Origin of the sequence: Actinacidiphila paucisporea (genome assembly GCF_900142575.1) — a bacterium.
Taxonomy (GTDB): Bacteria; Actinomycetota; Actinomycetes; order Streptomycetales; family Streptomycetaceae; genus Actinacidiphila; species Actinacidiphila paucisporea.
Window position 1 is genome coordinate 117,630 of record NZ_FRBI01000014.1, and the last position, 15,844, is coordinate 133,473.

12 protein-coding genes and 2 pseudogenes are annotated in these 15,844 nt (G+C 74.3%); 2 read left to right on the forward strand and 12 right to left on the reverse strand.

The genetic code is table 11. The features are described 5' to 3' along the window. Nucleotides 1-40: 40 nt before the first annotated feature. The 7 genes and pseudogenes from BUE44_RS21325 to BUE44_RS21355 form a co-directional block, all read right to left on the reverse strand. A pseudogene (locus BUE44_RS21325) lies at nucleotides 41-2,616 on the reverse strand (polynucleotide kinase-phosphatase). Then, nucleotides 2,613-4,148, reverse strand: a complete 1,536-nt coding sequence (locus tag BUE44_RS21330) for a 3' terminal RNA ribose 2'-O-methyltransferase Hen1 (RefSeq protein WP_073500572.1) — start codon at nucleotides 4,146-4,148, stop codon at nucleotides 2,613-2,615. Before BUE44_RS21330 ends, BUE44_RS21325 begins: the two are co-directional and overlap by 4 nt. Before the next feature lie 169 nt (nucleotides 4,149-4,317). Then, nucleotides 4,318-5,241, reverse strand: a complete 924-nt coding sequence (mmuM, locus tag BUE44_RS21335; protein ID WP_073500573.1) for a homocysteine S-methyltransferase — start codon at nucleotides 5,239-5,241, stop codon at nucleotides 4,318-4,320. A gap of 9 nt (nucleotides 5,242-5,250) precedes the next feature. Beyond that, complete coding sequence (locus tag BUE44_RS21340) at nucleotides 5,251-6,171, reverse strand: LLM class F420-dependent oxidoreductase (RefSeq protein ID WP_073500574.1); 921 nt, start codon at nucleotides 6,169-6,171, stop codon at nucleotides 5,251-5,253. A gap of 33 nt (nucleotides 6,172-6,204) precedes the next feature. Further along, nucleotides 6,205-6,687, reverse strand: a complete 483-nt coding sequence (locus BUE44_RS37545) for a DUF6099 family protein (RefSeq protein WP_073500575.1) — start codon at nucleotides 6,685-6,687, stop codon at nucleotides 6,205-6,207. Nucleotides 6,688-6,894: 207 nt separating this feature from the next. Next, nucleotides 6,895-7,251 carry a nucleotide pyrophosphohydrolase gene (locus BUE44_RS21350; protein WP_073500576.1) on the reverse strand — a complete coding sequence of 119 codons (357 nt, stop codon included), beginning with the start codon at nucleotides 7,249-7,251 and terminating at the stop codon, nucleotides 6,895-6,897. Between the two features lie 260 nt (nucleotides 7,252-7,511). Beyond that, nucleotides 7,512-8,696 (reverse strand): annotated as a pseudogene (locus tag BUE44_RS21355) (AAA family ATPase); the annotation flags it as partial. 211 nt (nucleotides 8,697-8,907) lie between these two features. On the opposite strand from BUE44_RS21355, the gene BUE44_RS21360 reads away from it, so the two are divergent. Then, a complete protein-coding gene (locus BUE44_RS21360) occupies nucleotides 8,908-9,459 on the forward strand; it encodes a DUF1697 domain-containing protein (RefSeq protein ID WP_073500577.1) in 552 nt (183 codons plus the stop codon). A gap of 76 nt (nucleotides 9,460-9,535) precedes the next feature. Here BUE44_RS21360 and BUE44_RS21365 read toward each other — a convergent pair whose 3' ends face one another. The 3 genes from BUE44_RS21365 to BUE44_RS21375 form a co-directional block, all read right to left on the reverse strand. Further along, nucleotides 9,536-10,915, reverse strand: a complete 1,380-nt coding sequence (locus BUE44_RS21365) for an esterase/lipase family protein (RefSeq protein ID WP_073500578.1) — start codon at nucleotides 10,913-10,915, stop codon at nucleotides 9,536-9,538. A 76-nt stretch (nucleotides 10,916-10,991) separates the two neighbouring features. After that, nucleotides 10,992-11,429: a hypothetical protein gene (locus tag BUE44_RS21370; RefSeq protein ID WP_235002321.1), complete on the reverse strand. Its 438-nt coding sequence runs from the start codon at nucleotides 11,427-11,429 to the stop codon at nucleotides 10,992-10,994. A 103-nt stretch (nucleotides 11,430-11,532) separates the two neighbouring features. After that, the gene (locus BUE44_RS21375; protein WP_073500579.1) at nucleotides 11,533-12,153 is read right to left on the reverse strand and encodes an L-threonylcarbamoyladenylate synthase; all 621 of its coding nucleotides are present in this window, start codon (nucleotides 12,151-12,153) and stop codon (nucleotides 11,533-11,535) included. A gap of 39 nt (nucleotides 12,154-12,192) precedes the next feature. On the opposite strand from BUE44_RS21375, the gene BUE44_RS21380 reads away from it, so the two are divergent. After that, the gene (locus BUE44_RS21380; protein WP_322940452.1) at nucleotides 12,193-14,025 is read left to right on the forward strand and encodes a cholesterol oxidase substrate-binding domain-containing protein; all 1,833 of its coding nucleotides are present in this window, start codon (nucleotides 12,193-12,195) and stop codon (nucleotides 14,023-14,025) included. Between the two features lie 52 nt (nucleotides 14,026-14,077). Here the strand turns inward: BUE44_RS21380 and BUE44_RS21385 are convergent, their stop codons facing one another. Next, nucleotides 14,078-14,803, reverse strand: a complete 726-nt coding sequence (locus BUE44_RS21385; protein WP_073500580.1) for a GAF and ANTAR domain-containing protein — start codon at nucleotides 14,801-14,803, stop codon at nucleotides 14,078-14,080. A 309-nt stretch (nucleotides 14,804-15,112) separates the two neighbouring features. Beyond that, nucleotides 15,113-15,832: a GAF domain-containing protein gene (locus tag BUE44_RS21390; RefSeq protein ID WP_073500581.1), complete on the reverse strand. Its 720-nt coding sequence runs from the start codon at nucleotides 15,830-15,832 to the stop codon at nucleotides 15,113-15,115. Nucleotides 15,833-15,844 lie beyond the last annotated feature (12 nt).

Below are 15,844 nucleotides of genomic sequence, written 5' to 3' on the forward strand. Positions count from 1 at the left end.
AGGAGGTCCGGCGGCGGCGCGGGCACGGCAGCCGGCGCGGCTACAAGCGGGGGTCCACCGGCTCGGACTCCAGGGCCAGGACGGCGAAGACGGCCTCGTGGACACGCCACAGGGGCGAGCCGGAGGCGCGGCGGTCGAGGGCTTCAAGGCCGAGTGCGTACTCGCGCAGCGCGAGCGAGCGCTTGTGGCCCAGCGAACGCCGGCGGAGGCGGTCGAGGTGGGCCGGGCGGGTGTACTCCGCGCCGTAGATGATGCGCAGATACTCCCGGCCGCGGCACTTGACGCCCGGCTGGACGAGGCCGCCCTTGGGGTCGCGGGCCGTCGCCGCCAGTGGCTTGACGACCATGCCCTCGCCGCCGGCCTCCGTCAGGTCGAGCCACCACCGCGTGCCGGCCGCGACCGACGCCTCGTCAGCGGTGTCGACGGCCAGCCGCCGGGTGGTACGTAGCAGCCCGGTGGGATCGGCGTCGACCAGCCGGTCGACGAGCGCGAGCTGCCGGTCCTGCGGCAGCTCCCCCGCGAGGTTGCGGTCGCGGACGGCGAGCAGCTGGAAGGGGGCGAGGTGGACCCCGTCCAAGCCGTCGGTGGTCCAGCAGTAGCGGCGGTAGGCGTCGGTGAACGCCTGCGCGTCGGCGGCCCGCTCGTACTGCCTGGCCAGCACCTCACCGACGTCGGCACCGCGGTCCGCCGCGGCGCGGAGCGCGGCGAGGGCCGGCGGGAAGGCGGCACCCGCGGCCGCGCCGACCGCCGCGTACTGCTTGCGCAGCAGCCCCGACGCCTTGAGCGACCCGGCAGCAGCTCGGCGTCGAGCAGCAGCCAGTCGGTGTCCAGCTCGTCCCACAGCCCCGCCGCGGTGACGGCGCCGCGCACCCGGTCGAGCACCGCCTCGGTGACGGCCGGGTCGTCGAAGAACGGCCGGCCTGTGCGGGTGTGCACCGTCCCGGTCACCCCCGCGGCGGCGCCGAACCGCTCGGCGGCGGCCGCCTCGTCCCGGCACACCAGGGCGACCGCTCGGGAGCCCATGTGCTTCTCCTCGCACACCACCTGCCGCACCCCGTCGGCCCGGTAGGAGGCGAAGGCCTCCGCGGGGTGTTCGAGGTAGCCGTCCTGCGTGGAGGTGGCGCAGGGCGCCATGGTCGGCGGCAGGTAGCACAGCAGCCGCGGGTCGACCGCGAAGCGGCTCATCACCTCAAGGGCCGCGGCCGCGTTCTGCTCGCGCACCGCGAGCCGTCCCATCAGGGCCGTCTCCACGATCCTGCGCCCCGCGACGTCGTCCAGGTCGAGCGGGCGCCCCTCCCGGCCGCCGGGCGCGTCGGACAGCAGCGGCTTGACCGGCTCGTACCAGACCCGCTCGGCGGGGACGTCCACGATCTCGCGCTCTGGCCAGCGCAGGGCGGTCAGCCGGCCGCCGAAGACGGCGCCCGTGTCGAGGCAGAGCGTGTTGTTGATCCAGGAGGTGGTGGGGACGGGCGTGTGGCCGTAGACGACGGCGGCGCTGCCGCGGTAGTCCTCGGCCCAGGGGTAGCGGACGGGCAGGCCGAACTCGTCGGTCTCGCCGGTCGTGTCGCCGTAGAGGGCGTGCGAGCGGACCCGGCCGGAGGTACGGCCGTGGTATTTCTCCGGCAGGCCCGCGTGGCAGACCACCAGCCGGCCGCCGTCGAGGACGTAGTGGCTGATCAGGCCGTCGATGAAGTCGGCGACGCGGCCCCGGAACCCGGGGTCGCGCTCGTCCTCGCGAGCGAACTGCTCCAGCGTCTCGGCCAGGCCGTGGGTGGGCTGCACGCGGCGGCCCTTGAGGTGCCGGCCCAGCTTGTTCTCGTGGTTGCCCGACACGCACAGGGCGGTGCCCGCCTCGACCATGCCCATGACGCGGCGCAGCACGCCGGGGCTGTCCGGGCCGCGGTCGACCAGGTCGCCGACGAAGACCGCGGTACGGCCGTCCGGGTGCCGGCCGTCGTCGTAACCGAGCTTGGCCAGCAGCGTCTCCAGCTCGGAGCCGCAGCCGTGGACGTCGCCGATGATGTCGAACGGCCCGGTGAGGTGCCGCAGGTTGTTGTAAGCCGGCTCGCCGACGACGCGGGCGGCGTCGATCTCCGCGGTGCCGCGCAGGACGTGGACCCTGCGGAAGCCCTCGCGCTCCAGGCCGCGCAGCGAGCGGCGCAGCTCGCGCTGGTGCCGCGCGATGACGTGCCGGGGCATGCCCGCCCGGTCGGAGCGTGCCGCGTTGCGCTCGGCGCACACCTGCTCGGGCACGTCGAGCACGATCGCGATGGGCAGGACGTCGTGCTCCCTGGCCAGCTGCACCAGGTGCCTGCGGCTCTCCGGCTGCACGTTGGTGGCGTCCACGACGGTCAGCCGGCCGGCCGCGAGCCGCTTGCCCGCGATGTAGTGCAGCACGTCAAAGGCGTCGCCGGTCGCGCTCTGGTCGTTCTCGTCGTCGCTGACCAGGCCGCGGCAGAAGTCGGAGGAGACCACCTCGGTGGGCTTGAAGTGCCGGGCCGCGAAGGTGGACTTGCCGGAGCCGGTGGCGCCGATCAGCACCACCAGGGACATCTCGGTGACGGCGAGGGTGCGGGGCGCAGCGGTGGTGCCGCCGTCACGGTCGTCGCCGGTCATGCCGCGTCCTCCTTCTTCTTCTCGTGGGTGCCGGTGTCGGTGCCGGTGTCAGTGGTGGTGCCGGTGCCGCCGGTGCCGCCGGTGCCGCCGGTGCCGCCGGTGAAGAGTGCGAGCTGGGTGGGCGGGCCGACCTCGGGGTCGTCGGGGCCGACCGGCTGGAATTCCACGGCGTAGCCGTAGCGGTCGGCCACCGCCCGCGCCCAGTCGCGGAATTCCCGCCGGGTCCACTCGAAACGGTGGTCGGCGTGCCGGCGGTGACCGGCCGGCAGCGTCTCCCAGCGCACGTTGTACTCGACGTTCGGCGTCGTCACGATCACCGTCCGCGGGCGGGCGGCGCCGAAGACGGCGTATTCGAGCGCGGGCAGCCGCGGCGGGTCCAGATGCTCGACCACCTCGCTGAGCACCGCCGCGTCATAGCCCTTGAGCCGCTTGTCGGTGTACGCCAGCGAGCCCTGGAGCAGCGTGAGGCGGGAGGACTGCCGCTCGCCCATCCGGTCCAGGTGCAGCCGGCGGGCGGCCATCTCCAGGGCACGGACCGAGACGTCGACGCCGACGATCTCGGTGAAGCGCGGCTCCTTGAGCAGCGCGGCCAGCAACTGGCCCTGGCCGCAGCCCAGGTCGAGGACCCGGGTGGCGCCGGCCGCGCGCAGCCCGGCGAGGATCGCCTCGCGGCGCTGCACGGCCAGCGGCGCCGGGCGCTCCTGCGAGCCGTCCGGCTGCTCGGGCTCGACGGCGTTGTCGATCTCCTCGACCTCCACGTCGTCGGCGTCGGCCAGCCGCACCAGCTCAAGGCGCTCGTCCGCCTCCCGGGTGAGCGACCGGCGGCGGGCCAGATAGCGCCGGCTGATCAGCTGCTGCTCGGGGTGCCCCGCGAGCCAGCCGTCCCCGAACCGCAGCAGCTTGTCCACCTCCTCGGCCGACACCCAGTAGTGCTTCGCGTCATCCAGCACCGGCAGCAGCACGTAGAGGTGCCGCAGTGCGTCGGACAGCCGCAGCTCGCCCTCAAGCACCAGCCGTACGTACCGCGAGTCGCCCCACTCGGGGAAGTGGTCGTCCAGCGGCACCGGCTCGGCGGCCACCTGCCAGCCCAGCGGCTCGAACAGCCGGGCCACCAGCGCGGGTCCGCCGCGGGCGGGCAGCGCGGGCACCTCGACCCGCAGCGGCAGCGGCGCCGCGGCCCGCTCGGGCAGCGTGCGGCACTCCCCGCGCAGCGCGCTGGCGAAGACGGTCCGCAGGGCCACCGCGAGCAGTGACGACGCGGCGTACGGCCGGTCGTTCACATACTGCGCCAGCGCCGCGTCGGGCGCCCCGCCCCTGCCCTTGCCGCGCCCACGCCGCACGAGCGCCGGCGGATCGACTTCGAGCAGCAGCGCGGCCGTGCAGCGCTCCTCGCCCGCCTCGGGGTAGAAGACGTGCGCGTCACCGTAGGACGTGGCGAAGACCTGGGCCTTGCCCGGGTGCTTGTGCAGCAGATAGCCGAGGTCCGTTGCCGGCCGCGCGGCGCTGCCTGTGGTGGAGATCGTCAGGAACACCTGACCGAGTATCCCCGCCGCCCCGCACCCGGCCCAGGCGTTTTCCCCACCGCCGAGCCCCACCGGGACCGGCGGGGCCGGCGCCGCGGGTCCCGGTGGGGCGGCCGCTGCCGGAGCCGAGGCCCCGGTCGGCTGGGGCCGCCGGGGCCGCCGGCCCGAGAGCCTGCGCTCAGGACAGGGCAGCACGCAAGGCCGCGACGGCGGACGGGCCGACGCGGCAGCAGCCGCCGATCAGGCGGGCGCCGGACGCCTGCCAGGCGGTGGCGAGGAGCGGCGAGAGGTCGGGGGCGCCCTCCCAGTGGCGTGCCGTGGCATTCCAGCGCTCGCCGCTGTTGGGGTAGGCCACCACCGGCTTGCCGGTGACCGCGGCCGCCAGCTCCACCGCGGGCAGCACGTCCCGCGGCGCGCAGCAGTTGACGCCCACCGCGATCACCTCGTCGCGGCCCGCGGCCAGTGCGAAGGCCTCGGCCAGCGGCTGCCCGGCCCGGGTCCGGTCGCCGTCGGCGGTGTAGGACAGCCACACCGGCAGGCCCGTCGGCGCCGCAGCCCGCAGCATCGCCTCGGCCTCGTCGATGTCCGGCAGCGTCTCCAGGGCCAGCACGTCGGGCCCCGCGGCGGCCGCCGCCTCGATCCTCGGCCGGTGGAAACGCTCCAGCTCCCCCACCGTCAAGCCGTACCGCCCGCGGTATTCGCTGCCGTCCGCCAGCACCGCTCCGTACGGCCCGACCGACGCCGCCACCCGCACTCCCGGCCGGTCCGCGGCCGCCCGGCGGGCCAGCTCCACGCTGCGCCGCAGCAGCGCCGACGCCTCGGCCCGCCCGATGCCGCGGCGGGCGAAGCCCTCGTAACTGGCCTGGTAGCCCGAGGTGATCAGCACATCCGCACCCGCCCGCGCATACGCCCGGTGGGCTGCCTCGATCTGCCCGGGGTCGTCGGCGAGCAGCCGGGCCGTCCAGAGCGGGTCGGACAGATCGCAGCCCTGGTCGGCGAGCTGGTTGGACAGCCCGCCGTCCAGCACCAGGGTGCGGCCCGAGGCCAGCAGCGCCCCCAACTCCCCGGTGGGAGCGGGCGGGACGGCGGGCGGTGTCGGCATCCGGCGGCCTCAGCCCAGCTGCGGCTTGACCTGGGCGGCGATCAGCTCCAGGTGGTCCAGGTCGCCGAGGTCGAGGGTCTGGAGGTAGAAGCGGGTCGCGCCCTGCTCGGCATACCGCCCGATCTTCTCCACGACCTCCGCCGGCGATCCGGCCAGCCCGTTCTCCTTCAGCTCCGCGACCTCGCGGCCGATCGCCGCCGCCCGCCTGGCCACTTCCGCGTCGTCCCGGCCGACGCAGACCACCAGCGCGTTCGAATACACCATGCTGTCAGCCGGGCGCCCGGCCGCCCGCACCGCGTCGCGGACCCGCCCGATCTGCCGGGCGGAGTCCTCGATCGAGGCAAAGGGCACGTTGAACTCGTCGGCATAGCGCGCCGCCAACTCCGGGGTGCGCTTGGCGCCCATGCCGCCGATCAGCACCGGCACCTTGGCCTGAGCGGGCTTGGGCAGCGCGGGGCTGTCCTTGAGCTGGTAGAACTCCCCCTCGAAGTCGAACGTCTTGCCGACCGGGGTGGCCCACAGCCCGGTGATCACCGCGAGCTGCTCGGCGAGCCGGCCGATCTTCTCCTTCGGGAACGGGATGCCATAGGCGGTGTGCTCCGCCTCGAACCAGCCGGCACCCAGCCCGAACTCGACCCTTCCACCCGACATCGCGTCGACCTGCGCCACCTGGATCGCCAGCACGCCGGGCAGCCGGAAGGTGCCCGCCGTCATCAGGGTGCCGAGCCTGATCCTGCTGGTCTCCCGGGCGAGACCGGCCAGGGTGATCCACGCGTCCGTGGGTCCCGGCAGCCCGTCGCCGCCCATCGTCAGATAGTGGTCCGATCGGAAGAAGGCGTTGAAGCCGAGGTTCTCCGTCGCCTTGGCGACCGCGAGCAGCGTGTCGTAGTCGGCCCCCTGCTGGGGCTCGGTGAAGATTCGCAGATCCATTCCCCCATCCTGCACTCATCCCGCGCCCGCCCGTCAATCGGCGCATGGCAGCCCCCCGGCGCCCGTCGGCCCCGGCGCCCACAAGCCGCGGGCGAGCGCCCGCACCCGGTCCCTGGCCTCGTCCACCGCGTCCAGCGCCTCGATGCACTGCCAATACGCCCCCTCGTCCTGCACCGCGCAGGTGAGTCCCACCAGGGCGTGGGTGATCTCGCCGAGCAGCACCCGCAGGGCCCGCAACGTCCCCGCCGGATCGCGGACCGCGGTCATCCTGGCCGCCCGCGGCGGCCCCGCCCCCGCGGCCGCGAGCACCGGCCCCGCCCGACCGGCCGGCCCCGCCGCCCAAGCCGGGCCCACCGTGTCCGCGTCCGCCCCCGGCGGCTGCTGACCGGCGGCCAGCAGCCGCTCCACCGCCTCGACCAGCTCGCCGGCCTGCCAGGCCTCCGCGATGACGTCCTCGGGCTGCGGCGCCCCGCGCATCACCCTTTCCGCCTCCGCCACCAACCGTGCCGCGTCCATCAGCGCACCCCCTCGACACCGGTGGTGGCGACCCCTTCGCCACCTGCCGACATCACTCAGCGTGACACAGTCGCGGTACCGCGAAAGGGTTGATCACGACATCTGTGGATAACCTCGCACCCGCGGACAAACACCCCTGAAACCGCACCCAAATCCCGTGCCGCACCCCTGCACCGGACCCCGTGCCGCCTCCCCCGCACCGGATCCTCACCCGGCCGGGGGATCCCCCGGCCGGCCGGGCCGCGGGAAGCGCTCCTCGTTCCTGTCGATCTTGGCCGCGAGCGCGGCCAGCACGTCGATCTCCAGCGCCGCGCAGAACTGCAGTAGATACGCCAGCACGTCCGCGACCTCGTCGCGCACCCGGTGGGCGGACCCGGGGTCCGCCATCACCGCCGACGACTGCCCGGGCGTCAGCCACTGGAAGATCTCGAGCAACTCGGACGCCTCGACGCTCAGCGCGGCGGCCAGATTCTTCGGGGTGTGGAAGGGCTCCCAGTCACGGGCGGCGGCGAATTCGACCAGGCGGCGCTGCAGGGCCGCCAGGTCCGTTGGTTGTCCGGTCACCCGGACTGGTCTACCGCATCGCCGCACCCTTCCTCCTCCCGGCCCACGCCGCCCGAGTCACCTCCCCCGCCGGCACCCGCGCCCGTACCGCCCGCCGCACCCACGCCCGTACCGCCCGCCGCACCCACGCCCGTACCGCCGATCGGGTGACCGCCCATCAGGTCACCGCCGCGCCCGCCGCGCCGCCCGGCCCCCCGGTCGCCGCCCCCGTCACCGCCGCGGTCCGCCTCCCCCGTCTCCTGCGCCGGCACCCGCCGGCCCTCGCCGAGCCGGGCGACCGTCACACCGCCCAGGCCCTCCGCGCAGGCGGGGTCCTGCACCGTGCCGAGCAGCCGGATGTGGCCGCGGGCGGCGGCCATCCCGGCGAGCCGCAGCAGTTCGCGCACCTGCCGGCGGTCCAGGCCCAGATCGAGCCCGTCGCCCAGGACGGTGAGCACCTGGCCGGCCGGCAGCAGCTCCGTACTGGTGTCGACGTCCAGCACGCCGGGGCCGGTGAGCAGCACCAACGCCAAAGCCAGGAAGCGCAGTTCGCCATCGCCGAGCCGGTCGACCGGCACCACGCCCAGCGGACCGCGGTCCACCGCGGCGATCACGGCCTCCAGCGGCGCACGGCCGCCGCCCGGCGAGGGAAGCACCGCGGGCAGCACGGTCAGGCCCTCGACCGGTGGACTGCACACCGCCCGCACGGCGTTGACCAGTGCCGCGTGCCGCGTGCCGCACTCGCCCTCCGTCCTGGCCAGAACGGCGGACAGGTTGTCGCAGGCGGCGCGCAGCCGCCCGTCGCCCTGCGGCACGGGGGCGCGCATCAGTTCGGGCCGCGGTGCCACCGGGAAGACCCCGCGCAGCGCCACCACCAGCTGCTCGGCGGCCGCGAGCACCAGCCGCTGCCCGTCGGTGCGTCCGGAGACCCGCAGCGGCAGCAGGGCGCTGGCCAGGACGTTGTCCGGCAGCGGTGCACGGGTGACGGAGACCTCGCCGGCCGTGTGCCAGGCCGCCTGCACGGTGCGGCGGGCCGGATCGCGCAGCGCGGTGGTCAGCAGTGTCTCGCCGGCGCCGGTCAGCCGCTCGCCGACGATCCGAAGCGTCGGCTCCGCCTGCACCGCGACGTCCAGCCGCACCGGGCCGACGGGTCCTGTCACCGTGCAGCCGATGCGGAAGCCGCGCCGCCCCTGCGCGTCCGGCTGGGCGCCCTGCGGCACGCAGGCCGCGGCGCCGCCGTGCACCACCGACCCGAAGACCTCGGCGAGTTCGGCGCCGCAGGCCAGCCGGCCGAGTGCGGCCAGCCCTTCGAGCACGCTGGACTTGCCGGTGCCGCTGCCCCCCGTGAGCAGGGTGAGCGGGCCGAGCGCGAAGGTCGCCCCGCGGTGTGACTTGAAAGCGGACAGCCGCAGTTCGGTGACGACGGGGCGGTCGTGACCGGCGTCCTTGGGCGCACTGGTGCTCATGGCCGCGAAGGTAGCCACGATGTGGTCTGCCGAACCGTTCCAGCGTCCAGGTGGTACCCGAACGAGCGACATCGTGCATGATTCGCGGAAATCCGGAAATTACATATCCCGCCGCGCAACGCGGGGAGTACGGGCGTGCCGTCGCGTCCGGTTCGCCGTCCGCGCCCGTCGCTCCCTGCCCCTGTCGGTGCCGCCGGTTACGGTGTCAGGTGTGACCACGACCAGCACCGGATACGTCGCGCTGCTGCGCGGGATCAACGTCGGGGGCAGGGCCAGGGTCCCGATGCAGACCCTGCGCGAGCTGCTGGCCGCGATCGGCGGCACCGGGATCCGTACGCACCTGCAGAGCGGCAATGCCGTCTTCACCCACGAGGACACCGATCCGCAGGCGCTGGCCGCCGCGCTGCAACAGGCGCTCGCGGACGAGTTGGGCCTGACCATCACCTGCATGGTCCGCACCGCCGAGGACCTGCGGCGGGTCGTGGCGGCCAACCCGTTCGACATGACCGGGGTCGACGGCTCCCGCTTCCTGGTGGTCTTCCTCGCCGGTCCCGTCCCGCTCGACCGGCTCGCCGCGATCGACCGGGAGGCGTACGCGCCGGACGAAATCCGGCCGGGTGAGCGGGAGATCTACGCGTACTTCCCCGACTCCATCCGCGACTCCAAGCTGGCGGCACGGCTCACCGACCGCGGCCTCGGCATGCCGGCCACCAACCGCAACTGGAACACGGTGACCAAACTGGCCGAGATAGCGGGTAGTTGACGGCCCGTCCACCGGGAGTCCGGCCGGGGACCGATGCGGCGCGATCACCGCACGGCCGCACCGGCCGGCGCCGGCACTACACGACGAGCAGCACGTCCCGGCACGAATACCGGCGAGCCGTCGAGTAGACCTCCAGGGTCCACCGCCCCGGTTCGGCGCGCAGTTCGGCGCGGAAGTCCCCACCGCCGCAATGGCGCATCGCCTCGTCCACCACGGGCGTGCCGTCCTCGCCGAGGCGGCGGACCCTCAGCCGCAGCGCGGCGTCGGCGTTCGTCGCCCACACCTCGAAGGGTTCGCCGGCCCGGGCGAAGTCGGGGAATTCGCACCCGACCGGCTCCCCGACGCTCAGCACCCCGGCCGGTTCGAGGCCGTCGCAGACGCGCCTCAACTGCTTGAGGGCGTGGTCGGAGTTGACGAGGTCCGCGTGCCTGCTGTCGAGCCAGACGGTCCGGCCGGTGTCGGGCCACTCGGGCGGGGTCTGGGCGATGTGCGCCACCGTGCCGTCGCCGAAGAGCGGCAGGACGCGGTCCTCCGGGTCGCCGGAGTCCGCGAAGTCCTGGTGGAAGACCGGCCGCCCGCCCGCGGCGAAGGAGAGCGCCTGGTCCGTCCGGTGCTTGTCGCCCCCGAGGGCGATCAGCGTGCGGCGCCGCCGGCTGTGGAGGGCATCGCTCTCCGCGACGGCGTCCTGCACCTCCCGGAAGAAGGCGAAGGAGTCGTCGACCGTACGGGTGTCCACCCCCTCGACCGACCGGCCCCGCAGAGGGGACCTGCCCTGCTGCCGGTCGACCACCACCCGGTAGGTGGGCAGGAGCTGGCCGACCGAGGGGAAGGTCGAGCACACCTCGCGTATCCCTTCGCGGAAGGGGCTCGGCACCCACTCCACCTGGCCGGTCAGGAAGCGCAGCGCCTTGACGCTGCCCGAGAAGGGTGTACCCAGCGTGGCGACCGACCTGGTCTGCTCCCACCCTCCGAGGACCTCGGTGTAGTAGCGGACGACCAGGCCGCCCATGGAGCGGCACAGGAAGACCACCTTGGCCTCGCCCGCGCGCGGGAAGAGCTGCCGGTCGGCCGTCTCCCGCCACCGGGTCAACCGCTCCTCGACGAAGACCGCAAGTTTCCTGGCCGAGTTGCGGTTGCTCAGGCGCCAGTCGTAGCGGAATTCCGCGAATCTCTCCGGCTCGATCCCGAGCAGCCCGCGGAGGTCCGGGGACCGCGTGGTGGAGACGAGCCCGGGCAGGATCCGGGCCCCGTGAACGGTACGGCCCAGCTCCAGGGCGTGCGGCGGCTCCGGGTCATCGTCGCCGATGCCCCTGGGCAGTTCGAGCGCCTCCCGGGTCCTCCCGGGCCGGAGCAGCCCGCCCATCGCCTCCGGCGTCAGGTCCCACAGGTCGGCACCGCCCCGGGTCAGGGCCGTGCCCATGATGCCCGGAACGAGCACCACCAGGTCGTGCTTCACCGAACGCTCCTCCTGTCCCGTCGGGCGTGTCCCGCCACGCCGCGCCGACCCGGTGGAGGCGCGGCCCGGCGGGGCGTCAGAAGATGTTCCGCTCGCGGTGCTGGCGGCGCAGTTCGAGGAACCGCGCGCGCACCTGGTCGGCCGGCATGCCGCCGTCGGCCTGGATCCGCAGGTCGGCCAGCGCGTCGCGGGACTCCATGAAGCCGCGCCACTTCTGCTGGGGCTTGAGCCAGGTGTCCACCGCGGTCATCACCGCGACGACCAGTGCCAGGGCTGGTACCCAGGTGACCAGCCAGCTTCCGTGGCCTTCGCCCAGGTTCCGGTCGGCGGCCACGACGGCGCTGGCGACGATGAGGAGGATCCGGCCGAGGTAGTAGGTGACGCCGTAGTTGAAGGTGGCGGTACGCCACCGGCGCATCTCCCGGTCCATCTCCTTGACGAGCGGCTCCGGCAGCTGCCCTGCCGCTGCCCGCCGCTCGCCCTCGGCCGTGTTCGCCACGACATCCTCGGCCATGCTTCCCCCTCCGAACGGCCCACCGGCGCGCGGGCATCCGCATTCTCACCGATGGTGATTCTCACGGCTGCGGCGGCCGGGCGCACGGCTGTCCGGCCCGCTGCTACTCGAAGCGCGCCACGTCGCCGGCCCCGCGGCGGAGGATCTCGGTCCCACCGCCGGAGAAGTCGACGACCGTGGTGGGCTCGGTGCCGCAGTCGCCGGAGTCGACCACCAGGTCCACGACGTGGTCGAGACGTTCCTTGATCTCCCAGCCCTGTGTCATCGGCTCGGCCTCGTCGGGGAGCAGCAGGGTGCTGGAGACCAGCGGCTCGCCGAGCTCGGCGAGCAGCGCCTGCACCACGACGTGCTCGGGGATGCGCACGCCCACGGTCTTCTTCTTGGGGTGCAGCAGCTGGCGCGGCACTTCCTTCGTCGCCGGCAGGATGAACGTGTAGCTGCCCGGCGTCGCCGCCTTGACGGCCCGGAACACGTCGTTGTCGATCTGCACGAACTGCCCCAGCTGCGCGAAGTTCTGGCAGACCAGGGTGAAGTGGTGCCGGTCGTCGAGGTGACGGATCGACCGGATGCGGTCGATGCCGTCGCGGTTGCCCATCCGGCAGCCGAGGGCGTAGCAGGAGTCCGTCGGGTACGCGGCGAGCGCACCGGAGCGGATACCGTCCGCCACCGCGCTGATCACGCGTGGCTGGGGATTCTCGGGATGTACGTCGAAGTATCGGGCCATCAGGCAAGCTTAGGGGCGACACGGAGGAGGGCGACGGAAGTGGCTGACGACCTTTCGGACCAGGCCGGCGGGCTGTCGCGGCGCAGGCTGCTCGCCTCGTCGGCCGCGGCGGGCGGCGCGGTCTGGCTGCTGCGCGGCCTGGTGCGGCCGGGCAGCGCCTACGCGGCCTCGGGACCGCCGCCCGGTTTCCCGGCCGGGCTCGACGTCTACCAGCGCGTCTACGAGAACTGGGCCGGCGAGATCCGCACCGACCAGCTGTGGACCTGCGCGCCGCGCAGCCCCCAGGAGGTGCTGGACGTCGTCAACTGGGCCTACGGTGCCGGGTGGACGGCACGCGCGCAGGGCCATCGGCACGGGTGGGCACCGCTCACGGTGGCCGACGGCACGCCCGCCGCGGCCCAGGTCGTCCTGCTGGACACCACCGCCCGCCTCACCGCGATGTCACTGGAGCAGCAGGCCGCCGACGGGTCGGCCGCGGTGCGGGTCCAGGCCGGCGCCTCGCTGGAGGCAGTGCTCGCCTTCGCCGGCGCCGGCGGCTACGGGGTCATCGCCGCGCCGGCGCCCGGCGACCTCTCGGTCGGCGGCGCGCTCGCCATCGGCGCGCACGGCACGGCCGCCCCCGCCGTCGGCGAGAGCCCGGCCCCCGGGCAGGGCTTCGGCTCGCTGAGCAACCTGGTCACCGAGCTGACCGCGGTCGTCTGGGACGGCGGCGCCGGCCGCTACGTCCTGCGGACCGTCGGCCGAGCCGAGCCCGACTGCGCGGCGCTGCTCACCCACCTCGGCCGCGCCCTCGTCATCGAGGCGGTCCTGCGCGTGGGCACCGACGTCAACCTGCGCTGCCGGTCCTATCTGGACATCCCCGCCACCGAGCTGTTCGCTGCCCCCGGTGCCCCGGCCGGTACGCGGACCCTGGCCGGCTTCGTGGACAGCACCGGCCGGGTGGAGGCGATCTGGTTCGCCTTCACCGACAGCCCCTGGCTGAAGACCTGGAGCGTCACCCCGGCCAGGCCGCTCGCCGCCCGCGCGGTCACCGGGCCGTACAACTACCCCTTCTCGGACTCCATCCCGGAGCCGGTGGCCCGGCTGGCCGGGAGCCTGGTCTCCGGGGCCTGGGCGAGCGCGCCGCTCTTCGGGCAGGTGCAGTACCTGCTGGCCAAGGTCGCGCTGACCGGCGACATCACCGACGTCCTGCTGTCGGGCTCCGCCGTGCGGGATGTGCTGACCGGTGACGTGCTCACCCACCTGCTCGCGGACGGGCTGCGCTCGGACCTGTGGGGGGCGTCCCGCAACCTGCTGGAGTACGTGCGGCCCACCACCCTGCGCGAGACCGCCAACGGGTACGCGGTCATCACCCGCCGCGCCGATGTGCAGTGGGTGGTCAGCCGGTTCGCCGACTTCTACCGCACGCTGCTCGCGCAGTACGCGGCCCGCGGCGAGTACCCGGTCAACGGTCAGGTGGAGATCCGGGTGACCGGCCTGGAGGACCCGTCCGTGTGCGCGGTCCCCGGCGCCCGGCCCCCGCAGCTGTCCGCCCTGCGGCCGCGCCCCGACCGGCCGGACGTCGACACCGCCGTGTGGATCGACATCCTCTCGCTGCCCACCACCCCCGCCCTGCACCGCTTCTACCGCGACATCGAGCAGTTCCTGCTGACCCTGGACGGGGACCGGGCGACGGTCCGCGTGGAGTGGTCCAAGGGCTGGGCCTACACCGACACCGCCGCCTGGGCCGACCCGGACGTCCTCGGCGGCGCCATCCCCGACAGCCAGCGCGCGGGGGGCGGCCCCGGCTGGGACGAGGCGGTCGCGATCCTCGACCGGCTCGACCCCCACCGGGTGCTGTCCAGCCCCTTCCTGGACGCGCTCCTGCGCTGAGGGGGGCAGGCAGCTTCCCGCGGTACGGGGCCGCTGCGCGGGCGCGCCGGCGTCAGGTGCGGGGCGGCAGGTCGGGGGGATCGGACGGCTCTCCGAAGCGGCTGATGAGTTCGGCGCACAGGTCGCGGATCTTGATGTTGCGGTGCTGCGAGGCGGAGCGGAGGATGTCGAACGCCTCCTGGTGCGTGCATCGCTGCTGCGCCATGATCACGCCCATCGCCTGGTCGATGACCGCCCGCGACCGCAGCGCGTCCTGCAGCTCCCCGTTGAAGCCCTCGATGTCCGCGACGCGCTGCGCGAGGGCGATCGCCCCGGTCGCCTGGGAGGCGACCGAGCGCAGGGCGGGCAGGTCGGCGTCGGCGAAGCCGCGCACCCTGTCGGCGTAGAGATTCAGCGCGCCCGCGGTGTGGGTGCGCGGTGCGATCGGGAAGGACATCGAGGAGTGGGTGCCCATGGCCACCGCGTACGCGGGATAGCTTCCCCAGCGCCCCTCGTCGAGCATGTCGGGTACGGAGACCTCGTGGCCGGTCCGCAGGGCCTCCAGGCAGGGGCCGTCGTCCTGGCCGTACTGCCTCTCGTCCAGCTCCAGTGCTCTGGCTCCGACACTGGCCACCGTCAGCGGGCGGCCCCGCCGCTCCAGCGTGATGGCGCACCCCGCGCTGTGGGGCGCGAGAGCCATCGCGGCCTCCGCCAGCGCGGTGAGGAATCCTTCGAGGCTCTTCGTCGTCAGCAGGAGCGCGGTCAGATCCGGGGTCCCCCGACCCGGTGCGTCGCCCATGGTGCTCCCCTCGGTAAGCCGGTCCACCCGCTCTTCGGCGTCGCGATCGACATCGCACTGGGGACCACAGGCTCCAGATCCGGGGGACCAACTCCAGCGCCGCCGACCACTCGGCCGCAGCGCGAGAAGAGAAGCGGTAGGCGTCACTTCCACTGTTGCATGCCGGGCAGCGCGCAACAACAGCGGTCAGCGGAGATATCCCCCACGGCACCGGCCCGTGCCCGCCGGCTCACGGCGCGCGGCGCGCGGCCGGGGGCATGATGCAGCCTCCTGGCGGCCGCCGCCGAGGCGGACCCCCGCCGCTGACGATCAGGTGGCGGGGCCGCGCAGCTGCCGGGCGGCTGCGAGGACCGATTCGGGGGTGACCGTGCCGTCCAGCAGCCACCGGGCGACCGCGGCGGCGCGGAAACCCTCGTGCCGGCAGTAGCGCTCCAGCTCCCGGGCGGCTTCGCCGACGGTCGTACGGCCGGTGGCCGCCAGCATGCCCACGGCCGTCTCCACCGCCGCCTTGGCGGAGATCACCGACTGCACGCGGGTGAGGATGTCGGAGGGGCGGGCCGGCTCAGCTCGCCAGCGCATCATCGAGCCCAGGGCCACCGCCGCGAGCGCCGAGATCAATTCCATCTCGTCGGCGCTCGGCGCGTCCGGCCCCGCCCCGAGCAGGCTCAGGACGCCGACGGGGTGGCCGCCCACCCTCACGGGCGCCGCGTACACGGCGCGGAAGCCCCTGTCCGCAGCCGCGGCGGTGAACCGCGGCCACCTCTCGGCGAACCCGTCGAGCGGCGCGGCCACCACCGGCGTACCGGAGTGCCGGCAGTCCAGGTCCGGGGCCGCCTCCGCGTCCAGTTCGAGGGCCAGCAGCGCTTCCGTGGGCCGGTCGGAGGCGACCAGCGGCCGCAGCCGGTCGCGTGCGTCGACGAGCATCAGCCCCGCCGCGCTCGCGGACGTCAGCCGGACGCAGTGGTCGACCAGCCGGCCGGCCAGCGTCAGCGGGTCGGTGTCCGTCCCGAAGGTGTCGGTGACGTCCACGAAGGCGTCCGC

Excerpts from the sequence above, each read along its gene's own strand:
- BUE44_RS21385 (WP_073500580.1), bottom strand. The coding sequence starts at position 14,803 with ATGGGCGACGCACCGGGTCGGGGGACCCCGGATCTGACCGCGCTCCTG.
- BUE44_RS21375 (WP_073500579.1), bottom strand. The coding sequence starts at position 12,153 with ATGGCCCGATACTTCGACGTACATCCCGAGAATCCCCAGCCACGCGTG.
- mmuM (WP_073500573.1), bottom strand. The coding sequence starts at position 5,241 with ATGCCGACACCGCCCGCCGTCCCGCCCGCTCCCACCGGGGAGTTGGGG.
- BUE44_RS21340 (WP_073500574.1), bottom strand. The coding sequence starts at position 6,171 with ATGGATCTGCGAATCTTCACCGAGCCCCAGCAGGGGGCCGACTACGAC.
- BUE44_RS21370 (WP_235002321.1), bottom strand. The coding sequence starts at position 11,429 with ATGGCCGAGGATGTCGTGGCGAACACGGCCGAGGGCGAGCGGCGGGCA.
- BUE44_RS37545 (WP_073500575.1), bottom strand. The coding sequence starts at position 6,687 with ATGGACGCGGCACGGTTGGTGGCGGAGGCGGAAAGGGTGATGCGCGGG.